This window comes from Burkholderia sp. YIM B11467 (assembly GCF_052952715.1).
Genome location: NZ_JBQVSQ010000001.1, coordinates 799,314 through 820,310 on the forward strand (window position 1 = coordinate 799,314; position 20,997 = coordinate 820,310).

Genomic DNA, 20,997 nt, shown 5'->3' on the forward strand with positions numbered 1-20,997 from the left:
GTGCTTCGGTCCGGAAAAATGTAGCCAGAGGAAATTGGCCGGTCTGCCCTGCCAATAGGGGGACACGCCGCACAATCGGCGCATCCGGTTCCGGCCGGATGCGCCGATCGATCAAAACGGAAGCAATTTGAAAGTTGTTGTCATCGCTTCGTCAGCAGAAGACCGCTCAGGATGCCTGCACACCGGTGCGCGCGCCGAAATCGTCGCCCACGTGCGTGATGCGGCCGCCCATCATCGTCAACCCGACGTCGATGCGGCCGATATCGTACTGGCCAACTTCGAACAGGTCGTTCTCGAGCACGACCAGATCCGCGCGCTTGCCGGGCGTCAGCGAGCCGACCTCGTGCTCCATCCCGAGCTGGTACGCACCGTGGATCGTGTACGCGGCGATCAGCTGCGGAATGCTCAGGCGCTCGGCGATGTCCGGGAACACCGGCGCATCGGGCTCGCCCGCGAGCTGGCGCGTATGGCCCGACTCGATGTGTTCGAGCGGCTTGTGCTGGCAGCGGCACTGGCACGCGAGGCCGTCCATGCCGATCGACACCGTCACGCCTTCGTCGAGGAACGTGCGGAACTTGTACATGTTGCTCCAGCGCTCATGGCCGTAGTGGTCGCGCAGTTGCTCGGTATAGGCGTCGACCACGCCCCACTGCAGCTGCGTGTTCGCCATCACGCCCGCGCGGCGAAAGCGCGGAATGTCGTCCGGATGCGTGAGGAACGCATGCGTGATCACGTGGCGGCGATCGCGCGGCGGGTTCGAGCGGTTGACCGCGTCGAAGCCGTCGAGCGCCATCCGCACGGCCGCGTCGCCCACGCAGTGGACCATCACGTTCGCGTTCGCGCGATCGGCTTCGACCAGATAGCGGTTGAACGTGTCGGCCGGCATCGTCGGCGCGCCGCAGGTGTCGGGGCGGTCCGCGTACGGCTCGAGCAGGTACGCGGTGTGGTTCGCCTCGGTGCCGTCGAGGAACAGCTTCAGCGCGCGCGCCTTCACAAGCGGCGAATCGTACTGCTCGCGATACTGGACGAGCGTGCCGACCGGATCGTCGATCTCGCCGATCACCGCGACGCTGCCGACCACGCGCAGCTTCAGGTCGCCCGCGCGCTCCATCGTCTGCAGCGTCTCGTACAGCAGCGACTGGTCGCCGCTCGGATCGAAGAAGCCCGCGTCGAACACGGTCGTCACGCCGGCCGCGCACAGCTTCTTCTGCCACGGCGGAATCGATTTCAGGTACAGGTCGATGCCGGTCGGCAGCAGGCCGGCCGCGCTGATCCGCTGCATCAGCAACGAATACGCGGCACCGTCGACGATCAGGCCGGTCGGCTCGCCCGTCACCGGGTCCTTCTCGAACCAGCTCGCGCCCTCCTGCACCGGCGGCGTCGACGCATCGATCCCGGCGATCTCCAGCGCCTTCGAGTTCACCCACATCGAATGGAAATCGGTCGACAGCAGGCACACGGGGCGATCCGCGCAGATCGCGTCGAGCGTCTCCTTGCGCAGCAGCGCCGGCGGAATCGTCGCCTGCACCCAGCCCATCCCGGTGATCGCCGGCTCGTCCGGATGCGACTCGACGTACGTGCGCAGCGCGGCGAGCACCTGCTGCGGATCCTCGTAGTTCACGAACGCCTGGAACGCGAACGCGGTCGTCTCGAAGTGCCAGTGCGATTCGACGAAGCCCGGCAGCACGAGCCGGCCCGCCGCGTCGACCACCTTCGTCCCGGCGCCGACGTAAGCCTGCACGGCCGCCGTGTCGCCGACGTGGACGATCCGGCCGTCGCGCACGGCGACGGCCTGCGCCCACGGCTTGTGCGGATCGACGGTGTAGACCTTCGCGTTGGTCAGAACGAAATCCGCCGGCGTCGCGGCGGCATGCGTCGGTTGAATCTGCATTGCCTGTCCTTTGTAGGTTTCGAAGCGCTTTCACTATAGACAGACGATACGCACGGGTCTGCCCCCCCGACGCCGGGGCTTTCGCGAATTCCGGCGCGCCGCGCGCACGCCGTGTCATCAATGTGAGGACAGCGCGCGAAATCGACGCATTTATCCGGTGAATTCCCGGCAGACGCGCGCGCGGGCTTCGCGTAACGTCGCGCTGTCACCCGCCCGCCCCCGCCCGATCATGCGACTTCTTCATCCCGATCCCGCCGCGCACGGCCACTACCTGGTCGGCGTGCGTCCCGACACGCTCGGCGCGGCGATCCGCGCGGTCGGCACGCCGGACTTCATCGGCGCGGTCACGGCGTTCGTCAACGACAGCATCGCGGCCGACGCCGTGCATCTCGAACGCTGGCGCACCGACACGGGCAGCGCGTCGGGCCACGTGGTCGAATGGCTCGGCAGCGGCAGCGTGCGCCGCGCGGCCGATACGCTGCGCGTGATGGACCTCTACTACCAGGATTACTGCCACGTCGATCCGCTGTTCGCGCCGCTGCGCGGCAAGGCCGGCACGCTGCTCGTGCAGCGCCACATCGACGGGCTCGCGAACGGCGAGTTCCGCCGCCGGATCTTCGACGAACCGGGCATCGCGCAGGAATGCGTGCTGGTGCACGGCAACGCGCACGTGCAGTACGCGCTCGGCCTCGCGCGCGCCGGCGGTCAGGCCGCGTTCACGACGGACGAGCTGTTCCACTTCCGGCAGATGGTCGACCTGCTGTTCCCGATGTTCGAGCTGCATGCGCGCACGTACGCCGCACGGCGGGTCGCGTCGGCAGCGCCGAACGCGCTGTCGCATGCCGGGCAGGCCGGTTTCGATGCGCGCCTCGAACGGCAGGACGTGCAGCTGTCGCGCCGCGAGCACGAGATCTGCCGGCTGATGCTGTGCGGGCGCTCGGTGCCCGAGGCCGCGCAGCAGCTCGACGTGAAGCTGTCGACGGCCGAGTCGTACGTGAAGCGCGCATTCGCGAAGCTCGGCGTGCGCACGCGCCGCGAGCTGTTCGACTGGGTGCTGGTCGACTGCTGAACGCGCGGGCGGTACGCTACGCGGCCAGCGCGGCCGCCTTGATGTTGAACGCGCGCAGCAGGTCCTCGCAAAACGCGTCGACGATCGGCTTGTCGCTCGTGCTGCGCTTCATCGCGAGATGCAGCGGCACGTCGAAGCTGAACGTCGCGCGGCCGACGGCCTTGACGAGCCCGCGCTGCTCGAACGGCTCCGCGTAATGCGCGGGCAGGTAGCCGAGATGGCCGCCCGACAGGATCAGGATCGTCGCGGCCTCGATGCTGTCCGCGCTCGCGGTCACGCGCCGCTCGGGCAGCGGATACTGCTCCTCCGGCACCGGATAGGTGCGCCATACCCAGTCGTGAAGCTGCAGGTCGTCCGCCGTCACGGGCCGCGACGCATGGAACAGCGGATGCCCGCGCCCGCAGTAGATCACCTGCTGCTCGGTGAAGAGCGGCGTGTAGAGCAAGCCGGGCACGCGATGCCAGAAATAGCCGATCGCGAGATCGAGCTGGTTGTTGACGAGGCTTTCCTCGAGCTCCTGCGGCGACGCGACCTTCATCGAGAACGTGACGGCCTGGTCGCGCTTGCGGAACGCGCCGATCGCGTCGGCCACGCGCGCATTCTCGACGAGCGGCGCCTGGCCGATCAGGCCGATCGACAGCGTGCCAACCAGCTTGCGGTCGATGTCGCGCACGCGCGCGACGAATTCGGAGGTCGCCGCGACGAGCGTGCGCGCGGTGGCCGCGAAGCGTTCGCCCTTCGACGTCAGGCGAAAGCCGCCGCGCCCGCGATCGCACAGCTTGAAGCCGACGCGCGCCTCGAGCGCCGACAGCTGCGTGCTGATGGTCGACTGCCGCACGCCGAGCGACGCCTCGGCGGCCGTGATGCCGCGTGCGTCGACGACGGCGAGAAAGACCCGGATGAGCCGGAGATCGAGATCGGTGGTATTCGAAAACATGCTGAAGCCGCCTTCGCCGATGAACCGAACCGGACGCGCGCCGCCATCGGCAGCGGTGCGCGTCGCCTCCGTCACTCCGATGCCGCCGCGAGCGCGCGTTCCATGCCGAACACGGCAGGCCGCAGCCGCCCGTAGCAGAGGAACGCCACCGCGCACAGCACGATCGCCGCGAAAAGCGCCGACTGCGTGCCCGCGCTCTCGATCAGCGAACCGCCCGCGACCGAGCCGACGCCATAACCGAGCGCGACACAGCCCGGCGACAGCGCGGCCGACTTGCCGATCAGGTCGTATTGCGGAATCGTCGCGTAGATCAGCAGCGCGCCGCCCGTCCAGCAGCCGATGAAGACGATCGCGCCGAGCGTGAACGTCGCGACCGACGCCGGCATCGCGAGCAGCACGGCGGCGACCGCGCAACCGCCGAGGTTCACGAGCGTCCAGCGGCGCAGGCCCGCACCGGCACCAAGCTTCGGCATCGCCGCGCAGATCACGAGGCTCGCGACGTTCGCGATGCCGAGCACGAGCGACACCGACTTGCCGCTCAGGCCCGCATCGGTGCCGATCTTCTCGAGGAAGGTCCACACGACGCCGACGCCGCCGTACAGCGCGAGCTGCGCGCACAGCACGAGCATCGCGCCCCTGCGGTCGATGCTGCCGGCAACGCCGGCCGGCGTCGGCGCGGCCAGCGTCTCGCCGCGCCGAAACAGCGGCGTCGCGAGCACGAACATGCCGAGCACGCACGCGACGAAACCGAACACGCCGTGCGCGCCCCATGCGCCGCTCAGCATCGGGAAGATGTACGCAAGCAGCACCATGCTCCACATCACCTGCCCCATCAGCATCACGCCGAGATTGCGTTCCGGCGCGCGCGAGTACGACAGGTAGCGCAGCGCGATGCCGTTCAGCCCGCCCGAGCCGACACCCGCGATGAACTGCAGCGCCGAATACGCGACGAGCCCGTGCGTCGCGAGCGTGCCGAGGTTCGCGCCGGCCGCGAGCGTCACCGCGCCCGCGAGCACGAGCCTGACCGGCTGGCGGCCGAGCACGAACGCGACGAGCAGCGTGCCCGTCGATTCGCCGAGCACCTCGATGAAGCTCGACAGCCCGAGCGCCGCTTCGCCGAAGCCCCAATGGCGTTCGACCTGCCCGACGATCGCGGGCAGGCCGAGAAATACCGTCGGCCCGAGTATGCCGAGCAGCAGCATCACGACGACGAACCGCGCGTTTTCCTGTCGCGCTTCATCCTGCAGATTCACTACGTTCATCAGGTGTCTCTCTCCGTGTCCGCTGCGCGGACCGTCTCCTCATGGGAGTTTGGTATGGCGGCGGCCCGGTTGCGAGCCGCCGCGTCGTTTACATCGGGAAGCCCATCGCCTTGAGGCCGCTGATCCACGCGCGCTTCCAGCCGCCTTCGGCATCCGCGCCGTCGAACGCATGGAACGTGATCTTCGCGGCGACCCAGCGCATCGGCTCGGGCGGGATGTAGCTCGGGCTCTGGTTCGCGATGTCGAGCTTGCGTTCGGGGCTGTCGCGATCGAACAGGATGTTCAGCCCCATGAACGCGCCGAACCGGCTCGCCGCGACGCCGAAGCCCGTATAGCCGGCGACGAACACGGCCTTGTCGCCGAGATAGCGCTTCGCGAACACCGAGCCGCGCGAACAGTAGTCGATCGGGCCGCCCCACGCGTGCGAGAAGCGCACGTCGCTCAGTTGCGGGAAGGTGCGGTAGAACGCCTCCGCGAGCCGGTAGTACGTGTCGCGCTGACCGTCCTGGTGCGGTTCCGGGTCGCCGTCGAAGTGATAGCTCACGAGGCCGCCGAAGATGATGTTGTTGTTCTTCGTCAGGCGGAAATAGTTGAGTTGCGTGCGCGTGTCGTACACGCCCTGGCGGTTCTTCCAGCCGATCCGCGCGAGTTGCTCGTCGGTCAGCGGCTCGGTCGCGAGCACGTGGTCGCGCACCTGCATCACGCGGCGGTTGATGTCCGGAATCCCGACTTTCGCGGTCCCACTGCCGAACACGACGCGCGGGGCCCGCACGCTGCCCTTCGGCGTCTTCACGAACACCGTGCTGCCTTCGTCGGTCACGGTCGCGAGCGGCGTGTGCTCGTACAGCTTCACGCCGAGCGACAGCGCCGCGCGCTTGAGCCCCCACGCGAGTTTCGCCGGATGCACGATGCCGCTGCGGTTGCGCGACCACAGCGCGCCCGCGAACAGCGGCGAGTTCAGTTGTTCGAGCGTTTCGTCGCGGTTCAGCAGCACGACGTTGTGGCCGTACTCGCGATGCAGGTCGTAATCGCCCTTCAGGTGCGCGAGGTGCTCCGGATCGACCGCAACCGTCATCTCGCCGTTCCATTCGATGTCGGCGTCGATGTCGTAGCGCTTCAGCGTCTCCTCGAACCCGTCGAGGTTGTGATGGCCGAATTCCTCGAGTTGCGCGATGTCGTTCGGGAACACGCGCACCGCGTTCGGCAGCCCGTGCATCACCGACGTCGAGATGATCCCGCCCGCGCGACCCGATGCGCCGTGCGCGACTTTGCCGGCCTCGATCAGCACCACGTTCAGGTGCGGCATCTGTTCCTTCGCCTGCACGGCCGACCACAGCCCGGTGAAGCCGCCGCCGACGATCAGCAGGTCGGCCGTCACGTCGCCGACGAGTTCCGGCTCGGTTGCCGGCGCGGCCGGGTTGTCGAGCCAGTACGGGAACAGCTTCGTATTCGCGAGCGCCGCCTCGACGCCCAGCGCGACCGGCGCGCCACGCATGGCGTGCGCCTGAACCGGCGCGGTCTGTTTTGCTTCGTTGACTTCCATTTCCATGATCCCTGCCATCACACGCGAAAACGAAACCGCCGCCGGGCGCGCGTCACACGGACGACGACGCCACGGCGGCGGTTTCGGGCATCACGACTTCTCGAGCAGCACGTAGAACTTCTTCGCGTCCTCGATCGTCTCCCAGCGGCCCGCGAAGCCGGCCGGCAGCAGGTAGCCCTGGCCCGGCGTGAATTCCTTGCGGTTGCCTTCGACGTCGGTCAGCGCGATCCGGCCCTCGACGAGCCACACCGCTTCGTCGGCTGCGGTTTCCGGAAACTCCACCGAGCCGACCTTGCCTTCCCACCAGCCGATGATGTAGTTGCCGCTCTTGCCTTCGGCCGCGCGCCAGTCGCTTTCGTCCATCCCGAAGTCGAGCTTCGTGAATTCGCCCACGCCTGCGCCCAGCGGCAGGATGTCCTTGATCAGTTTGGTCATCTGGATCTTTCGTCTCTCGATTGAAAAAAGCAGAGACAAAGTTACCCATTTACACTGCCCTGGTATGCCCCCCTCCGGGGGGGACAAGCGCTGTTTCGCGGGGCAGACGGGTCGGCAGGACACCCGACGGTGTTTCCCCCTAATGACGTTTTTCATGGCACCCGCTACAATCCGGCCGCTTCTCACCGGGGAACCGCATGCTGCTCAACGTGAACCCCTTCCACCGCGACAACGACCGCTTCAACGTGTCGTTCAAGGCGCTGGGCGAGCTGATCGAGACGGTCGGCACGCCGCACTTCGTGCCGCGCCTCACGCAACTGCTGAACGACGTGGTGTCGCTCGACGTCGCGCACGTCGAACGCTCGCGCGTCGACGGCACGATGCCCACCGGCTACCGATGCGAATGGATCGGCAGCAGCGGCATCGGCACCGCGACGTCGGACATCTCGGACGTGATGACGCTCTACTACGAGCGCTTCCTCGACAGCGACCCGCTGTTCGCGGGGCTGCGCGGCAAGACGGGCACGATGCTCGTCGTGCGCGACATCGCGGCGATCCCGCCCGGCGAATTCCGCCAGCGGATATTCGACGACGTGCATATCGGCCACGAATGCGTGCTCGCGCGCGGCACACGCTATTCGCAGCATTCGATCGCGCTGGAGCGCGGCCGCGACCGGCCGCCGTTCACGCTCGCCGAGATGAACCGCTTTCGCAGCATCAGCGACGTGCTGTTCCCGCTGCTCGAACTGCACGCGTCGACCACGGCCGTGCGGCGCGTCGCGCACCCGACACCCGAAGTCCATCCGCTCGCGCAGTTCGATGCGCGGATCGCCGCCGACGGCGTGAAGCTGTCGAAGCGCGAATACGAAACCTGCAAGCACCTGCTGTCCGGCAAGACCGTGCCCGAGACCGCCGCGATCCTCGGCGTGCGCGTCGCATCGGCCGAGTCGTACGTGAAGCGCGCGTTCGCGAAGCTCGGCGTGCGCACCAAGCGCGAGCTCGCCGCGTGGGGCGCGGCCACGACACCCTTCCCTTCCGCCGGACCGCACGACGGCGCATCGCCACCCGCGATCGCCCGCTGACGGCGCGAGCCACCTTCGGTTGCGCCGCGTCGATGCGCGGGCGCCACTCGCATCGAGACCCGTCGATGTAAACGTTGCGACTTCAAAATCTTCGCGCGCACGTTCTCCTCTACCATCGGCCGATCGCTTTACCTCAAAAAAAGGAGACGGCCCATGCCCCGCGAACTGAACCAACCGATGGGCGGCAACGAGATGCCGCGTTTTGGCGGCATCGCCACGATGATGCGGCTGCCGCAAGCCGCCACGACCGACGGCCTCGACGTGTGTTTCGTCGGCGTGCCGCTCGACCTCGGCACGTCGAACCGCTCGGGTTCGCGCTTCGGCCCGCGCCAGATTCGCACCGAATCCGTGCTGCTGCGGCCGTACAACATGGCCACGCGCGCCGCGCCGTTCGATTCGCTGCAGGTTGCCGATATCGGCGACGTCGCGACCAATCCGTACGACCTGAAGGACTCGGTGCGCCGCATCGAGGATGCGTATGACGAGATCGTCGCGAACGGCTGCCGGCCGATCACGCTCGGCGGCGACCACACGATCGCGTGGCCGATCCTGCGCGCGCTGCACAAGAAGTACGGCAAGGTCGCCGTCGTGCACGTCGACGCGCATGCGGACGTGAACGACACGATGTTCGGCGAGAAGATCGCGCACGGCACGCCGTTCCGCCGCGCGGTGGAAGACGGCCTGCTGCAATGCGACAAGGTCACGCAGATCGGCCTGCGCGGCACCGGCTACCACGCGGACGATTTCGACTGGTGCCGCCAGCAGGGCTTCACCGTCGTGCAGGCCGAAGAGTGCTGGAACAAGTCGCTCGCGCCGCTGATGGCGCAGGTGCGCGAACGCGTCGGCGACACGCCCGTCTATCTCAGCTTCGACATCGACGGCCTCGACCCGTCGTTCGCGCCCGGCACCGGCACGCCGGAGATCGGCGGCCTCACCGTCCAGCAGGGCCTCGAAATCGTGCGCGGGATGAAGGGCCTGAATATCGTCGGCGCGGATCTCGTCGAAGTGGCGCCGCCGTACGACCCGACCGGCACCACCGCGCTCACCGGCGCGAACCTCGCGTTCGAGATGCTCTGCGTGATGCCGGGCGTTCTCTACCGCTAACCCGACCGACATCGACAGGATGACCTTCATGTCCACCGCCGAACTTTCCCGTTCCGCCACGACGTTCGTACTGCCCGCGGCGCGCATCGCCGGCCAGCCCGTGCGCACGCATTCCGACACGGCCGGCGCGCCGATCTTCAACGCGTCGACCGGTGCCGCGATCGGCTGGCAGGAATTCGCAACCACCGCGCACGTCGACGCCGCGGTTCGCGCCGCGCGCGACGCGTTCGCCGGCTGGCGCGACACGTCGCCCGCCGAGCGCGGCCGCATCCTCGCGACGATCGCCGAGCGCGTCGAAGCCGAACGCGACCACCTTGCGGCGCTGCAGATGCAGGTGAGCGGCAAGCCGCCGTTCGAAGCGGAAGCCGACGTCGGCGACGTCGCCGCGACGTTCGCCTACTACGCGAAGCTGTGCGAAGACCCGGCGCTGTTCGCGGCCGAACCTGTCGCGCTGCCGAGCGACGCCGTCACGGCCGAACGCTTTTACGACGCGGTCGGCGTCGCGGCGCTGATCATGCCGTGGAACTTCCCGATGGTCACGACCGCATGGAAACTCGCGCCCGCGCTCGCGGCCGGCTGCGCGGTCGTGCTGAAGCCGTCCGAACTCACGTCGCCGGTCGAGCACGCGCTGCTCGACATCGTCGCGCAAGCCGGCGTGCCGGCCGGCATCGTCAACGTCGTGAACGGCGGCGCCGAAGTCGGCGCGGCGCTCACCGCGCATCCGCTGATCGACAAGATCTCCTTTACCGGCAGCACGGCGGCCGGCCGCAAGGTGATGCAGGCCGCGGCCGAGGACATGAAGCGCGTGACGCTCGAACTCGGCGGCAAGTCGTCGCTGATCGTGCGCGAGGACGCCGATCTCGACGTCGCGGTGTCACTCGCGGTTGCCGGCGCGTTCACCAACGCCGGCCAGATGTGCTCGGCCACCGCGCGCATCCTCGTGCACGACAGCGTGTACCGAAGCTTCATGGCCGCGTTCGAGACCGCCGTGCGCGCGCTCGTCGTCGCGCCGCCGGCCGCGGAACAGGTCGCGATGGGACCGCTGATCTCGGCCGCGCAGCGTGCGCGCGTCGAAACGATGCTCCGGCACGGCATCGATGCGGGCGCACGCATCGCGTTCAGCGGCCGGGTCGCGGATGCCGGCGGCGAAGGCTTCTTCATGGCGCCCGTCGTGATCGCCGAGCCGGCCGTCGACAACCCGCTGTGGACCGACGAAGTGTTCGGCCCCGTCGCGTGCGTGAAATCGTTCCGCACCGACGACGAAGCGATCGCGCTCGCGAACGACACGCGCTACGGGCTCGTCGCGACCGTCGTCACGCGCGATGCGGGCATCGCGAAGCAGTTCCAGCAGCGCGTGCGCGCGGGGCTCGTGTGGATCAATGCGCCGCAACTGATCTACCCGCACGTGTGCTGGGGTGGTTTCGGGCTCAGCGGAATCGGCCGCGAGCTCGGTGTCGCGGGGCTGCGCAGCTATCAGGAACTGCGCCACGCGATGCGCGCGATCGACTGACCAGTGCGGCCGTTCAGGCCGTTGGCGACACCGTGCCGCGCGGCAGGTGTCGTCTTTTTTTGCGGCATCGATATATTCCGTAGAATATATCGATATCTGCACTCTCGGAGCAACACCATGGCCCGCACGCCGACGGATCGCGCCCCGCCGCGCGCCGCACGGGAACAACCGCTCGCGCGCAAGATCACCGCGCTCAAGCCGTTGTCGAGCGACGCGCGCGCGCAGCAGGTCACGGATGTGGTCGACGCGTTCCGGCGTTTGCGCGGCAGCGTCGTGCGCTTCATCCGGATGTTCTCGGCCGCGCCGGACGATGCGCTGGCCGCGCTGGGTTTTCGCGAGCTGCTGTCGACGCTCGAAGACGACGCACGCGCCGCCCGCTTCACACGCCTGCCCGAACTCGAACGGGCGATCGCACACGCGCGCCGCCTCGAACGCACACGCGACGACGTGTTCTCCGATTCGTTCAGCAACGATCCGGCCGCGATGCGCGACGCCGTGGCCGCGCTGGAGCGCGTCGACGTGCTGTTCGTCGGGCTGTGCGTCGAATCCGTGATGGAGCGCCACGTGCCGGCATCCCTCCCCGTTTCGACCGCGGCGCCGACGCCGGCCGCAGCGCCGCGCACCGACCGTTCGACCGCGCTTTGTTGACCGTGCCACCCCGCGTTACTGGGTGATTTCCCCGGAATTTAGCCCGTTATATTCCGTGGTATATTTCGCGAATCTTTCGCGCATCCGTCTCCGGTCCGATCGTGCCGGATAGAGGTCAACATGCACGCTCCGCCCTTTCGCCTTGCCCGCACGGCGGGCCTTTCGTCGTCCGGCGGCCATCCGTCCGCGGCAAGCGGCGCGCGGATCGACGCCTGCTGCGCGCCGTCCCGCGCGCAACAGGTCGAACTGAAGCGCCGCACGCGCCTGTCCGAACTCGATGCGAACCTGCACTGCTCGATCATCGGCACCTGCCTGACCACGCACGAGCTGCGCCGGCTCGTGCCGAAATTCGCCGATGTCGACCGGCAGCACGCAACCGACCTTGAAATCCATCACGCGGCCGTCGAGCTCGCGATCGCCGGCACCGGCGGCGCCAAGGCACTGCACAAGGCGCTCGACGAGCGTTATGCCGGTGCGATACGCACATTCGACAGCGCGAAGGACGCGGACGAACTGCTCGCACGCTGGAAGGAAGCGCTCAAGAGCGGCGACATCCCGCCCGCGTACTGGGCGCTGATGACGCATCCGCGCACGACGATGGGCGTGCGCCAGGCCGCCTTCGGCGACCTGCACATGCTGTCGCACCTGGTCGGCGCGGCCAATCGCGCCGATATCCGGCGGCTGGTCGCGCTGGAAGAAGAGAATGCGGCACTGCACGCGAAGATCGAGCGGCAGCAGGCGCGCCTGCACGAGATGAGCACGGAGCGCGACGCGGCGCTGCAGGAACGGGATGCGCTCGTCGCGCGCCAGAACGCGCAGCCGCTGGCGACCGAGAACGTATTGCGCGAGTTGCGCGAGGCGCTGGCCGCGCGCGACGAACGGCTCGCGCTGCACACGAGCCGCCGTGAGGCAGCCGAGCAGCGGATCGCCGCGGAACAGGCGAGCGCCCGCGCGATGCGCGCGCGGCTCGACGGCCTGATGGCGATGGTGAAGACGCTGCGCGCCGAAGCGAGCGCGATCGAACACGCGATGCAGGCGTCGATGGAGGATCCGGCCGAGCGGACGGTGGACACGCTGTCGATTCTGCAGCGCAAGCGCGTCGTTTATGTCGGCGGGCGGCCCGGTTCGAACCGCGCGATCCGGCGGATCGTCGAGGCGTCCGGCGGTGACTTGACGATGCACGACGGGGGCATCGAGGATCGCAAGGGCCTGCTGGCCGCCGCGTTACCGGGCGCGCACCTGGTCGTGTTCCCGGTCGACTGCATCGACCACGATTCGATGAACCTGCTCAAGCGCATCTGCGAACGCCACGGGATCGCGTATTACCCGTTGCGGACCGCCAGCGTCGCCAGCTTCGTCGAACTGATCGGACGGCTCGATGCGCAAGCGCGCGATGTCATGCAACCGGATGCGCCTGCGGGCGACGCGCCGCGTTTCTGCTTGCGACACGGTTAGTCCACGCGAGGCAACCTGGCGTCGGCACCACCCTTCAGCGACGCACCATTTTCGTGAGCGCGGCGATCTCGTCCGCGCAGGCCGCATACGCGCGTTCCTCGATCCCGCGATAGAGGCGGATGATCTCCTCGCCGACCGGCGTCAGCACGCTGCCGCCGCCGCTTTGCCCGCCATGTTCGGACACCGTCGCCGGCGACTTCAGCGAGCGGTTCAGCTCGTCCATCAGCAGCCACGCACGCCGGTACGACATCTGCATGCTGCGCGCCGCCGCCGAAATCGAGCCGTGCTCGCGTACGGCTTCGAGCAGCGCGACCTTGCCCGGGCCGAGCGCGATCGTGTCGGCCTGCTGGATACGCATCCTGAACCGCGCCTCAGGCTTGGGGTGTGCCGAAGTCTTCATGTTGTCCCGCCGATTGAACGATGCGGGCAAGCATACACGATGGCCGGCGCGGCGAACGCCGGCAGCACGCGTGCGGCGTCAGACCTCGAGCACGCGCGCGACGATGCCGGCCAGCCGCTTCACATGGCGTGGCGCGGGCAGGATGTCGGCACCCGAGAACAGCAGCGGCGCGCCATCGTCGATCGACAGCGGCGCATCGCCGCATTCGAACGCGACGATCACGTGTTCGCCGACGGGCGTGTTGAACAGTTCGTGCCACGAGAACGTGACCGCATAACCGTCGTGCGCATGTGCGACGAACACCATGCGCTTGAAGTCGCCCGGCGCGTCGTTGCGCAACCCGGCCGCATCGAGCAGGTCCTTCAGCCGCGCGCCGCGATACGGCGCGACCGAGCGGATGAAGCGGTTCGTCGTGAAGCAGCGCAGGTCGAACGGCTCGGCCGTCGCGCTCGCGTGCCGGCGCAAATCGTCGAGCGTCACCGTCATCGGCCGCACGAATGCGCCCGTCAGCGCGATCGAGCCTGCCGCCGCCTGATGCGCCGAGGGCGCCGCCGTCCCTGCCATCTCCATCGCCCGCCTCCATGACGGCCCGCCGGCTGGCGCGCCTTCGTTGTATCGGCGGATATATTACGCCGGGAAAAGGCCGGCCGGCAGAATGCGCACCGCATGAACGGCATAACGGCGGCCGATCGTGCCCCGCGCGACGCGACGCTATGACAGCACGATGTTCTTGATGGCCTTCCTGATGTGCTTGAAGCTGTCGACCGATTCCGCCTTCTGGTCCGTCACCAGCGCGCCGATCCGCGCCGGCTCGCAGAAGCTGATCCGGCTGTTCGTGCCGAGCTTGCTGAAATCGGCCAGGATCGCGACCTCCGCCGCGTTGCTCACCATCGCGCGCGCCACTTCGGTTTCCATCCGGTCGTAGTTCGTCGCGCCCCTGACGTGGTCGACCCCCACCGGCGACAGCAGCGCGAGATCGGCGCGGTAGCGGAAGATCTCGGCGACCGTGCCGTCGCCAACCGTCGCGGCCGCGCGGCTGCCGATCATCCCGCCGAGCAGGATCGTTTCGTTCTTCGCTTGCCCCGGGTCGCTCGACCGCATCTTCAGCGCGACGTCGATCGAGTTCGTGACGATCGTGAGCCCCGACAGCTTCGACAACTCCTCGGCCAGCAGCGTGGTGGTCGTGCCCGCGTCGATGAACAGCGTCTGCGAGCCCGTCACCAGCCTGGCCGCCGCGCGGGCGATCGCCTGCTTCGCCTTCACGTGCGTCTGCGCGCGCTCGGCGATCGGCGCCTCGTCGCCCACCTGCACCGCGCCGCCATGCACGCGCTTCAGTTCCCCCAGCGCCTCGAGATCGACGAGATCGCGCCGCACGGTTTCCCGCGACACGTTCAGGTCGGCCATGATCCGGTCGGTCGAGACGCGCTGCATCTTCGATAACAGAAGCCGAATCCTCTGATATCGCTCTTCTTGCCACATGAAATGTCCTCGGAATGAACGTCAATGTTATTCGAACGGCGAACTACGTAGCGCTCTCCTCCATCTTTTTGATGCCGACGAGGGTCTGCAGGGATTGACGGACGGCCTGGAACTCCGCGCTCGTCATCTTCGAAAACACCACGTGGATGCGGTCGTCGTCCGGCGCGGCGTCGTCCTGTTCGATGACGAACTGGACGATGCGCGCCTGATCGATGCCCGGCATCGCCTGCAGCGACGTCAGCTTCACCGCGCCGCGGCTCGCGAGGATGCGCACGCCCCAGCGCTGCCGCGCGGCGAAGAAGCGCTTCTCGATCGGCTTCAGGCCGGCCAGGATCGCCAGCACGATCGCGGTCGCGGCGATCGCGGCCACATACATGCCGCCGCCCACGGCCAGCCCGACCGCCGCCACGACCCACAGGCTCGCCGCCGTCGTCAGGCCGCGGATGATCTCGCCGCGCAGCATGATCGACCCGGCGCCGAGAAAGCCGATGCCCGACACGACCTGCGCGGCAACCCGCGACGGGTCCAGCGACACGTTCTTCGCGTTCTGGATATCCGCGAAGCCGAACGCCGACACGACCATCACGAGCGCCGCGCCCACCGCCACCAGCATGTGCGTGCGCAGGCCGGCCGCCCACGACAGGCGCTCGCGCTCGATGCCGATGATGCTGCCGAGCAATGCCGCCAGCAACAGGCGGGAAATGATTTCCAGCTGACTGATCATTCGAAGTCTCCTTGCTTTGCCCTACCCGCTTGATGAAGCACGGCCCGTCCGGACCGCCGCCCGACTTTTCCTGCCTTCGTCCGCCCGCCGTCGCGACCGGCGCCCGGCAAGTTGTATTTTTGTGCGATCTTGCGATTTTGTGCTTTCTAATATACGGTACGAAAAACCGCAAAGCCAGACCCAAGTTCGTTTGTTTCATCCGATCAATACGATCAATCGTCGTACCAATCAGGCAACACGATCCGGAACACTTGCTTAGGAGACCAACATGATGAAGAAGGCATGGATGCTGGCGGCAACATTGCTGGCGGCGCTGGCGACCGCCCCCGTTCACGCATCCGAGGGCGACGTCTGCAGGAAGGTGACGCTCGGCGATGTCGGCTGGAGCGACATCGCGGCCACCACCGGCGTCGCGATGATGCTGCTGGACGGGCTGGGGTACGAGGCGACCAAGACGATCGCGTCGCCGCCGATCGTGCTGGCCGGTGTGAAGAAGGCGCAGATCGATGCGTTCCTCGGCTACTGGGATCCGAGCATGACGCCGACGGTGAAGCCGTTCGTCGATGCCGGCGCCGTGCACCAGTTGCCGCAGCCCAACCTGGTCGGCGCGCGCTACACGCTGGCCGTGCCGCAATACGCGTCGGACAAGGGCCTCAAGAGCTTCGCCGACATCGCCAGGTTCCGCGATCAGCTCGACGGCAAGATCTACGGGATCGGCGCCGGCAACAACGGCAACGCGCTGATCCAGCGGATGATCGACAAGAACGAATTCGGGCTCGGCGGCTTCAAGCTGGTCGAATCGAGCGAGGCCGGGATGCTCGTCCAGGTGACGCGCGCCGTGCAGGAGCACCGGATGATCGTGTTCCTCGCGTGGGAACCGCACCCGATGAACATCAACTACAAGATTGCCTACCTCGACGGCGGCGACACCGTGTTCGGCCCGAACTACGGATCTGCGAAGGTCTATACGCTCGTCACGCCCGGTTACCTCGAACGCTGTCCGAACGTCGGCCGGCTGTTGACCAACCTGAAATTCACGACCGACGAAGAGAACCAGTTGATGGTGCCGATCATGAATCACGCGGATCCGGTCGCGGTCGCGAAGGAATGGGCGAAGAAGAACCCCGGCGTGCTGTCGAAGTGGCTCGACGGCGTAACGACCATCGACGGGAAGAACGCCCGGGACGCGATCGAGAAACTCATCGGCGCGTAAGCACGCAAGACAAGGAACCACCCATGCACAAGAATCTCGCGCTGTTCGACCTCGACCACACGCTGCTGCCGCTCGACAGCGACCAGGCCTGGAGCCGCTTCATCACGCGGGTCGGCTGGCAGGAAGACGACGCGCATGCGGCGCTGATCGACGAGCACTACGGCCACTATGCGGCCGGCACGCTCGACATGGACGCCTACCTCGCCGTGACGCTCGCGCCGCTTACCCGCTACTCGCGCGAGCAGCTCGAACGCTGGCACGCACAGTTCATGGACGAGGTGATCCGGCCGGCGATCACGCCGCAGGCGCGCTCGCTGGTCGACCGGCATCGCGAGAACGGCGATCTCTGCTGCATCGTCACGGCGACCAACGTCTTCGTCACGCGGCCGATCGCGGCCGAGTTCGGCATAGAGCACCTGCTCGGTATCGAGCTCGATACCGACGACGGCACGCCCGGCGGGCAGTTCACCGGACGCAGCACCGGCGTGCCGAGTTTCCGCGAAGGCAAGATCATCCGCACGACCGCATGGCTCGAATCGCTCGGCTACGCGCCGTCGGATTTCGAACGGACCTACTTCTACAGCGATTCGATCAACGACGTGCCGCTGCTGGACTACGTCACAGACCCGGTCGCGACCAATCCCGACGTACGGCTTTCTCAGGTTGCCGGCACACGCGGCTGGCCTGTCATAAAGTTGTTCTGAATCGGGCGATATTCTCTGCTGTCCATTTTCATGTCTGGAGGGGTAATGAAATACGGAGCACGCAGCAACCATCTCAATCATTCAGGAATCCGATTCGAATCGAATCGAAAGCATGTCGTCAAGTCGCGCCGGTCGGAAAGCCGCTTTCCGCACTGGCGCGGCGCTTTCATGATCGCGCTCCTGTGCACGCTGGCCGCTTGCGGCGACGGCGACTCGGGCACCGCGGCCAACGTGGCGGCCGCGCGCGCGGCCGCACCGGGTTCGGCGTCCACGCCCGTCCTGCACTGCGCGAGCGCGTGCCACTGACCGACGCAGGCCCCACGGCCAGCCATCCACGACAGAGAGCGATCATGCAAAACAAACCCACAACACGACGTCAGTTCCTCGCCGATGCGTTGAAGCTCGCCGGTGCGACCGCGATCACGGGCATGCTGCCCGAAAGCATCGCGCGCGCGCAGGCCATTCCCGCGGCCACCGTTACCGGCACGATCCAGGACGTGAAGCACGTCGTGATCCTGATGCAGGAAAACCGTTCGTTCGACCACTATCTCGGCACGCTGGGCGGCGCACGCGGCTTCGGCGATCCGCGGCCGGTCGTGATTTCGAGCGGGTATCCGGTGTGGCGCCAGCCCTGGCTGATGTCCTACGTGTTTCCGTTCAACCCGTCCCCGCCGTTCGGCACGGCGAACGGCGACACCTACTACGGCGACCTGGACCACAGCTGGAGCGGCACGCACAGTGCCTGGAACAACGGCCGCTACGACAACTGGGCCGACGCGAAAACCAGCGGCACGATGTACTACTTCACGCAGAAGGACATCCCGTTCTACTACGCACTGGCGAGCGCGTTCACGGTGTGCGACGACTACCACTGCTCGATGCTCGGTCCGACCGACCCGAACCGGCTGTATCTGTGGACCGGGTGCTGCGGCAACGTCGCCGGCTATTCGCCGTACACGACCAACACGATGACCGGTACCGGCTGGACCACGATGCCGGAGCGGCTGAACGCGGCCGGCGTCACGTGGAAGTTCTATCAGGACAAGGGCAACGGGCTGGATTCCAGCCACGGTTACGGCGAATACAACGGCTCCAGCAAGGATCTCTGGTGGAACGGCAATTACGGTGACAACGTCATCCTGAACTTCAAGCAGTACCAGAACCTGGGCGCTGGCGATCCGCTCGCGCCGGCGCTCAACGGCACGCAGATCGACCCGACCGGCGGCGGCAAGGAATACGACACGAACCTGTTCAGCCAACTGCTGGCCGACGTCACGAACGACACGCTGCCGCAAGTGTCGTGGATTGCCGCGCCTTACGCGTACTGCGAGCATCCGTCGTGGGCCGCGAGCGGCGGCGAATGGTACGTGAGCAACGTCCTGAACGCGCTGACCTCGAATCCGAAGGTCTGGGCCAGCACGGTCCTGCTCGTGATGTACGACGAGAACGACGGCCTGTTCGATCACGTCCCGCCCGCCGTCCCGGCCAGCTCCGCGGCCGGCACCGGGCAGTCGACCGTCTCGACGGCCGCGGAATTCGTCGCCAGCAGCGGCAGCGCATCGGATGGCTCGGCCAGCGGCGACGTGCCGATCGGGCTCGGGCCGCGCGTGCCGATGTTCGTGATCTCGCCGTGGTCGAAAGGCGGCAAGGTGAATTCGCAGGTCTTCGATCACACGTCGGTGATCCGTTTCCTGGAGGCGCGCTTCGGGTTTCAGGAAACCAATATCTCGCCGTGGCGACGCGCGGTCTGCGGCGACCTGACGTCGGCCTTCGATTTCTCGAACGCCGACCAGACCGTTCCCGCGATCCAGCCGCCGGCGAGCAACATGAACCCGAACGGCCCGGCCGTCCTGATCCCCTACCCGACCACCACCGCGGTACCGGCGCAGACGGCCGGCCGCAGCACCGCCTGCCGCCTGCCCTACGAGTTCTTCGTGCAGGGCAAGGTCAACCGGGCCGGCAACGCGCTGTCGCTGACGATGACCAACACCGGCACCGCCGGCGTACACCTGCAGGCGTGGGTCGACGGCACGAGCACGATTCCCCGGCATTACACGATCGCGGCCGGCGCGAGCCAGTGCGCGAACCTGTCGGATTCGCTCGCGCTGAATGCCGGCGGCAGCTACGACTATTCCATCTACGGCCCGAACGGCTTCCTGCAGACGTTCCGCGGCAGCGTCGGTTCGTCCGGCAACACGGGATCGACCGCCGAAATCAGCCTGTGCTACGACGTAGCGAACGGCAACGTGCAGATCACGCTCGACAACTCCGCCGGCGCCAGCGCGACGACGTTCCAGCTCACCGACAACGCCTACGGCATGAACACGAGGCAGTCGGTCACCGTCGCCGCCGGCGCGACGCAAGCCGTCACGTGGTACGGCGACGGCGGCTGGTACGACGCAAGCATCCGCGACGCGAACGATCCGAACTTCCTGCGGCGGGTGGCCGGCTGCGTGCAGACGCAATCCGGCGCCCTGCTCACGGATTCGGCGATCGGCAATACCGGCCAGAAGTTCGTCGCGTCGCTCGCTTCGCAGGGCTCGACGTTCGGCACGCTGCGATTCGACTACGTCGCGCCGCCGTGGAGCCACAGCCCGAAGAACTGGGTGGGCATCTTTGCGCATGGCGCGCAGCCGACCAAGGGCAGCTACAAGTCGTGGGCGTACCTGCCGAAGAGCACCGGCTCGCTGCTGTTCTCGTCCACGGCCAACAGCACGCTGGCGTCGGGGCAGTACGACGCGTGGTATCTGTTCGACGACGGCTACACGCCGCTCGCGGGTCCCGTCACGATCAACATCTGACGGCATGACCGGACCGTGTCGGCCGCCCGCAGGGGCGGCCGACACGCGCTAAACGAGCAGATCCTCGCGGAACGCGCCGAACGGCCGCGTCGGGTGGGCAATCTGGATTTCGAGGATCCACAGGCCGGCGGCCGGCGCGCCGTCGAAGTCGCCGAGATTGCCGGCCTTGTAGATCGCGTGCGGGAAATCGCTGACGCGATGCCCCTTGATGTCGACGTTCAACCGGAAGCCGTGCGCGTCGGCGCGCTGTGCCGCGAACTCGTACAGCGCGATGCCCGCGCATCCGGTGGTCCGCCAGTGATGCTCGACTTCGTCGTAGATGACGCGCGCCGCGCGTGCGCAGGCCTGCATGTCCGGATCGTCGCCGCGTACGAACGTCGCGCCCGCGTCGCCCTCGTGCTTCGCCCATACGGCGCCGAGGTCGATGAAGAAGATGTCGTCGTCGGCGAGCACCGGGTCCGCCACCGAGCGCTCCTTGAACGTGCGCAGCGTGTTTTCCCCGAAGCGGACCAGGATCGGATGCCAGATCCGGTCCATCCCGAGCTCCTTGAGCACGCTCAGCCCCAGCGCATTGGCCTCCGATTCGCGCATGCCGGGCCGGATGCCCGCGGCGATCGCGTCGACGGCCTGCCACGTCATGGTTCTTGCGTGCTGCATCGCGTCGAGCGAAAAGGCCTCGCCGACGGCTTCGCGGTGCATCGAATTCACAATGGTGCTCCCGTGCGGGTGAATGTGGGGGG

At 67.4% G+C, this 20,997-nt stretch carries 20 protein-coding genes; 10 read left to right on the forward strand and 10 right to left on the reverse strand.

Translation table 11 applies throughout. The features are described from left to right. Positions 1-166: 166 nt before the first annotated feature. The gene (locus tag ACTRWB_RS03575) at positions 167-1,891 is read right to left on the reverse strand and encodes an amidohydrolase (RefSeq protein ID WP_446900959.1); all 1,725 of its coding nucleotides are present in this window, start codon (positions 1,889-1,891) and stop codon (positions 167-169) included. Between the two features lie 229 nt (positions 1,892-2,120). Between ACTRWB_RS03575 and ACTRWB_RS03580 the strand changes: the two genes are divergently transcribed. After that, positions 2,121-2,960 carry a helix-turn-helix transcriptional regulator gene (locus ACTRWB_RS03580; protein WP_193101516.1) on the forward strand — a complete coding sequence of 280 codons (840 nt, stop codon included), beginning with the start codon at positions 2,121-2,123 and terminating at the stop codon, positions 2,958-2,960. Positions 2,961-2,976: 16 nt separating this feature from the next. Here ACTRWB_RS03580 and ACTRWB_RS03585 read toward each other — a convergent pair whose 3' ends face one another. From ACTRWB_RS03585 to ACTRWB_RS03600, 4 genes are all read right to left on the reverse strand, one after another. After that, positions 2,977-3,897 carry a LysR family transcriptional regulator gene (locus ACTRWB_RS03585; protein ID WP_129516419.1) on the reverse strand — a complete coding sequence of 307 codons (921 nt, stop codon included), beginning with the start codon at positions 3,895-3,897 and terminating at the stop codon, positions 2,977-2,979. Positions 3,898-3,968: 71 nt separating this feature from the next. After that, positions 3,969-5,159: an MFS transporter gene (locus ACTRWB_RS03590; protein ID WP_446900960.1), complete on the reverse strand. Its 1,191-nt coding sequence runs from the start codon at positions 5,157-5,159 to the stop codon at positions 3,969-3,971. Between the two features lie 88 nt (positions 5,160-5,247). Further along, complete coding sequence (locus ACTRWB_RS03595; protein ID WP_446900961.1) at positions 5,248-6,708, reverse strand: NAD(P)/FAD-dependent oxidoreductase; 1,461 nt, start codon at positions 6,706-6,708, stop codon at positions 5,248-5,250. 84 nt (positions 6,709-6,792) lie between these two features. Next, positions 6,793-7,137, reverse strand: a complete 345-nt coding sequence (locus ACTRWB_RS03600) for a cupin domain-containing protein (RefSeq protein WP_048249140.1) — start codon at positions 7,135-7,137, stop codon at positions 6,793-6,795. A gap of 197 nt (positions 7,138-7,334) precedes the next feature. On the opposite strand from ACTRWB_RS03600, the gene ACTRWB_RS03605 reads away from it, so the two are divergent. The 5 genes from ACTRWB_RS03605 (at position 7,335) to ACTRWB_RS03625 (ending at position 12,936) form a co-directional block, all read left to right on the forward strand. Further along, positions 7,335-8,219, forward strand: a complete 885-nt coding sequence (locus ACTRWB_RS03605) for a helix-turn-helix transcriptional regulator (RefSeq protein WP_446900962.1) — start codon at positions 7,335-7,337, stop codon at positions 8,217-8,219. A 153-nt stretch (positions 8,220-8,372) separates the two neighbouring features. Beyond that, a complete protein-coding gene (speB, locus tag ACTRWB_RS03610; RefSeq protein ID WP_048249142.1) occupies positions 8,373-9,323 on the forward strand; it encodes an agmatinase in 951 nt (316 codons plus the stop codon). Positions 9,324-9,351: 28 nt separating this feature from the next. Continuing rightward, complete coding sequence (locus ACTRWB_RS03615) at positions 9,352-10,833, forward strand: aldehyde dehydrogenase family protein (protein WP_446900963.1); 1,482 nt, start codon at positions 9,352-9,354, stop codon at positions 10,831-10,833. 117 nt (positions 10,834-10,950) lie between these two features. After that, positions 10,951-11,481, forward strand: coding sequence for a hypothetical protein (locus tag ACTRWB_RS03620; protein ID WP_446900964.1), 531 nt, complete (start codon positions 10,951-10,953; stop codon positions 11,479-11,481). 120 nt (positions 11,482-11,601) lie between these two features. Then, on the forward strand, positions 11,602-12,936 hold the full coding sequence (locus ACTRWB_RS03625; RefSeq protein WP_446900965.1) for a DUF2325 domain-containing protein: 1,335 nt from the start codon (positions 11,602-11,604) through the stop codon (positions 12,934-12,936). A 34-nt stretch (positions 12,937-12,970) separates the two neighbouring features. On the opposite strand, the gene ACTRWB_RS03630 is transcribed toward ACTRWB_RS03625, so the two are convergent. The 4 genes from ACTRWB_RS03630 to ACTRWB_RS03645 all read right to left on the reverse strand — a co-directional run bounded on the left by ACTRWB_RS03630 (position 12,971) and on the right by ACTRWB_RS03645 (position 15,539). Then, complete coding sequence (locus tag ACTRWB_RS03630) at positions 12,971-13,294, reverse strand: winged helix-turn-helix domain-containing protein (protein WP_129517372.1); 324 nt, start codon at positions 13,292-13,294, stop codon at positions 12,971-12,973. Positions 13,295-13,414: 120 nt separating this feature from the next. Then, positions 13,415-13,906, reverse strand: a complete 492-nt coding sequence (locus tag ACTRWB_RS03635; protein WP_446900966.1) for a molybdopterin-dependent oxidoreductase — start codon at positions 13,904-13,906, stop codon at positions 13,415-13,417. Positions 13,907-14,047: 141 nt separating this feature from the next. Further along, the gene (locus ACTRWB_RS03640) at positions 14,048-14,815 is read right to left on the reverse strand and encodes a DeoR/GlpR family DNA-binding transcription regulator (protein WP_343490903.1); all 768 of its coding nucleotides are present in this window, start codon (positions 14,813-14,815) and stop codon (positions 14,048-14,050) included. Positions 14,816-14,858: 43 nt separating this feature from the next. After that, complete coding sequence (locus tag ACTRWB_RS03645) at positions 14,859-15,539, reverse strand: MgtC/SapB family protein (protein ID WP_048249149.1); 681 nt, start codon at positions 15,537-15,539, stop codon at positions 14,859-14,861. Positions 15,540-15,807: 268 nt separating this feature from the next. Between ACTRWB_RS03645 and ACTRWB_RS03650 the strand changes: the two genes are divergently transcribed. The 4 genes from ACTRWB_RS03650 to ACTRWB_RS03665 all read left to right on the forward strand — a co-directional run bounded on the left by ACTRWB_RS03650 (position 15,808) and on the right by ACTRWB_RS03665 (position 20,257). Beyond that, positions 15,808-16,752, forward strand: coding sequence for a choline ABC transporter substrate-binding protein (locus tag ACTRWB_RS03650; protein WP_446900967.1), 945 nt, complete (start codon positions 15,808-15,810; stop codon positions 16,750-16,752). 23 nt (positions 16,753-16,775) lie between these two features. Further along, on the forward strand, positions 16,776-17,456 hold the full coding sequence (locus ACTRWB_RS03655; protein ID WP_412025387.1) for an HAD family hydrolase: 681 nt from the start codon (positions 16,776-16,778) through the stop codon (positions 17,454-17,456). Positions 17,457-17,624: 168 nt separating this feature from the next. Next, the gene (locus tag ACTRWB_RS03660) at positions 17,625-17,762 is read left to right on the forward strand and encodes a hypothetical protein (RefSeq protein WP_226127085.1); all 138 of its coding nucleotides are present in this window, start codon (positions 17,625-17,627) and stop codon (positions 17,760-17,762) included. A gap of 44 nt (positions 17,763-17,806) precedes the next feature. Next, positions 17,807-20,257, forward strand: coding sequence for a phosphocholine-specific phospholipase C (locus ACTRWB_RS03665; RefSeq protein ID WP_446900968.1), 2,451 nt, complete (start codon positions 17,807-17,809; stop codon positions 20,255-20,257). 48 nt (positions 20,258-20,305) lie between these two features. Here ACTRWB_RS03665 and ACTRWB_RS03670 read toward each other — a convergent pair whose 3' ends face one another. Next, the gene (locus tag ACTRWB_RS03670) at positions 20,306-20,965 is read right to left on the reverse strand and encodes a M24 family metallopeptidase (protein ID WP_446900969.1); all 660 of its coding nucleotides are present in this window, start codon (positions 20,963-20,965) and stop codon (positions 20,306-20,308) included. Positions 20,966-20,997 lie beyond the last annotated feature (32 nt).

What these genes read in the sequence shown, in the direction of transcription:
- ACTRWB_RS03575 (WP_446900959.1), bottom strand. Translation starts at nt 1,891, where the DNA reads ATGCAGATTCAACCGACGCATGCCGCCGCGACGCCGGCGGATTTCGTT.
- ACTRWB_RS03580 (WP_193101516.1), top strand. Translation starts at nt 2,121, where the DNA reads ATGCGACTTCTTCATCCCGATCCCGCCGCGCACGGCCACTACCTGGTC.
- ACTRWB_RS03585 (WP_129516419.1), bottom strand. Translation starts at nt 3,897, where the DNA reads ATGTTTTCGAATACCACCGATCTCGATCTCCGGCTCATCCGGGTCTTT.
- ACTRWB_RS03590 (WP_446900960.1), bottom strand. Translation starts at nt 5,159, where the DNA reads ATGAACGTAGTGAATCTGCAGGATGAAGCGCGACAGGAAAACGCGCGG.
- ACTRWB_RS03595 (WP_446900961.1), bottom strand. Translation starts at nt 6,708, where the DNA reads ATGGAAATGGAAGTCAACGAAGCAAAACAGACCGCGCCGGTTCAGGCG.
- ACTRWB_RS03600 (WP_048249140.1), bottom strand. Translation starts at nt 7,137, where the DNA reads ATGACCAAACTGATCAAGGACATCCTGCCGCTGGGCGCAGGCGTGGGC.
- ACTRWB_RS03605 (WP_446900962.1), top strand. Translation starts at nt 7,335, where the DNA reads ATGCTGCTCAACGTGAACCCCTTCCACCGCGACAACGACCGCTTCAAC.
- speB (WP_048249142.1), top strand. Translation starts at nt 8,373, where the DNA reads ATGCCCCGCGAACTGAACCAACCGATGGGCGGCAACGAGATGCCGCGT.
- ACTRWB_RS03615 (WP_446900963.1), top strand. Translation starts at nt 9,352, where the DNA reads ATGTCCACCGCCGAACTTTCCCGTTCCGCCACGACGTTCGTACTGCCC.
- ACTRWB_RS03620 (WP_446900964.1), top strand. Translation starts at nt 10,951, where the DNA reads ATGGCCCGCACGCCGACGGATCGCGCCCCGCCGCGCGCCGCACGGGAA.
- ACTRWB_RS03625 (WP_446900965.1), top strand. Translation starts at nt 11,602, where the DNA reads ATGCACGCTCCGCCCTTTCGCCTTGCCCGCACGGCGGGCCTTTCGTCG.
- ACTRWB_RS03630 (WP_129517372.1), bottom strand. Translation starts at nt 13,294, where the DNA reads ATGCGTATCCAGCAGGCCGACACGATCGCGCTCGGCCCGGGCAAGGTC.
- ACTRWB_RS03635 (WP_446900966.1), bottom strand. Translation starts at nt 13,906, where the DNA reads ATGGAGATGGCAGGGACGGCGGCGCCCTCGGCGCATCAGGCGGCGGCA.
- ACTRWB_RS03640 (WP_343490903.1), bottom strand. Translation starts at nt 14,815, where the DNA reads ATGTGGCAAGAAGAGCGATATCAGAGGATTCGGCTTCTGTTATCGAAG.
- ACTRWB_RS03645 (WP_048249149.1), bottom strand. Translation starts at nt 15,539, where the DNA reads ATGATCAGTCAGCTGGAAATCATTTCCCGCCTGTTGCTGGCGGCATTG.
- ACTRWB_RS03650 (WP_446900967.1), top strand. Translation starts at nt 15,808, where the DNA reads ATGATGAAGAAGGCATGGATGCTGGCGGCAACATTGCTGGCGGCGCTG.
- ACTRWB_RS03655 (WP_412025387.1), top strand. Translation starts at nt 16,776, where the DNA reads ATGCACAAGAATCTCGCGCTGTTCGACCTCGACCACACGCTGCTGCCG.
- ACTRWB_RS03660 (WP_226127085.1), top strand. Translation starts at nt 17,625, where the DNA reads ATGATCGCGCTCCTGTGCACGCTGGCCGCTTGCGGCGACGGCGACTCG.
- ACTRWB_RS03665 (WP_446900968.1), top strand. Translation starts at nt 17,807, where the DNA reads ATGCAAAACAAACCCACAACACGACGTCAGTTCCTCGCCGATGCGTTG.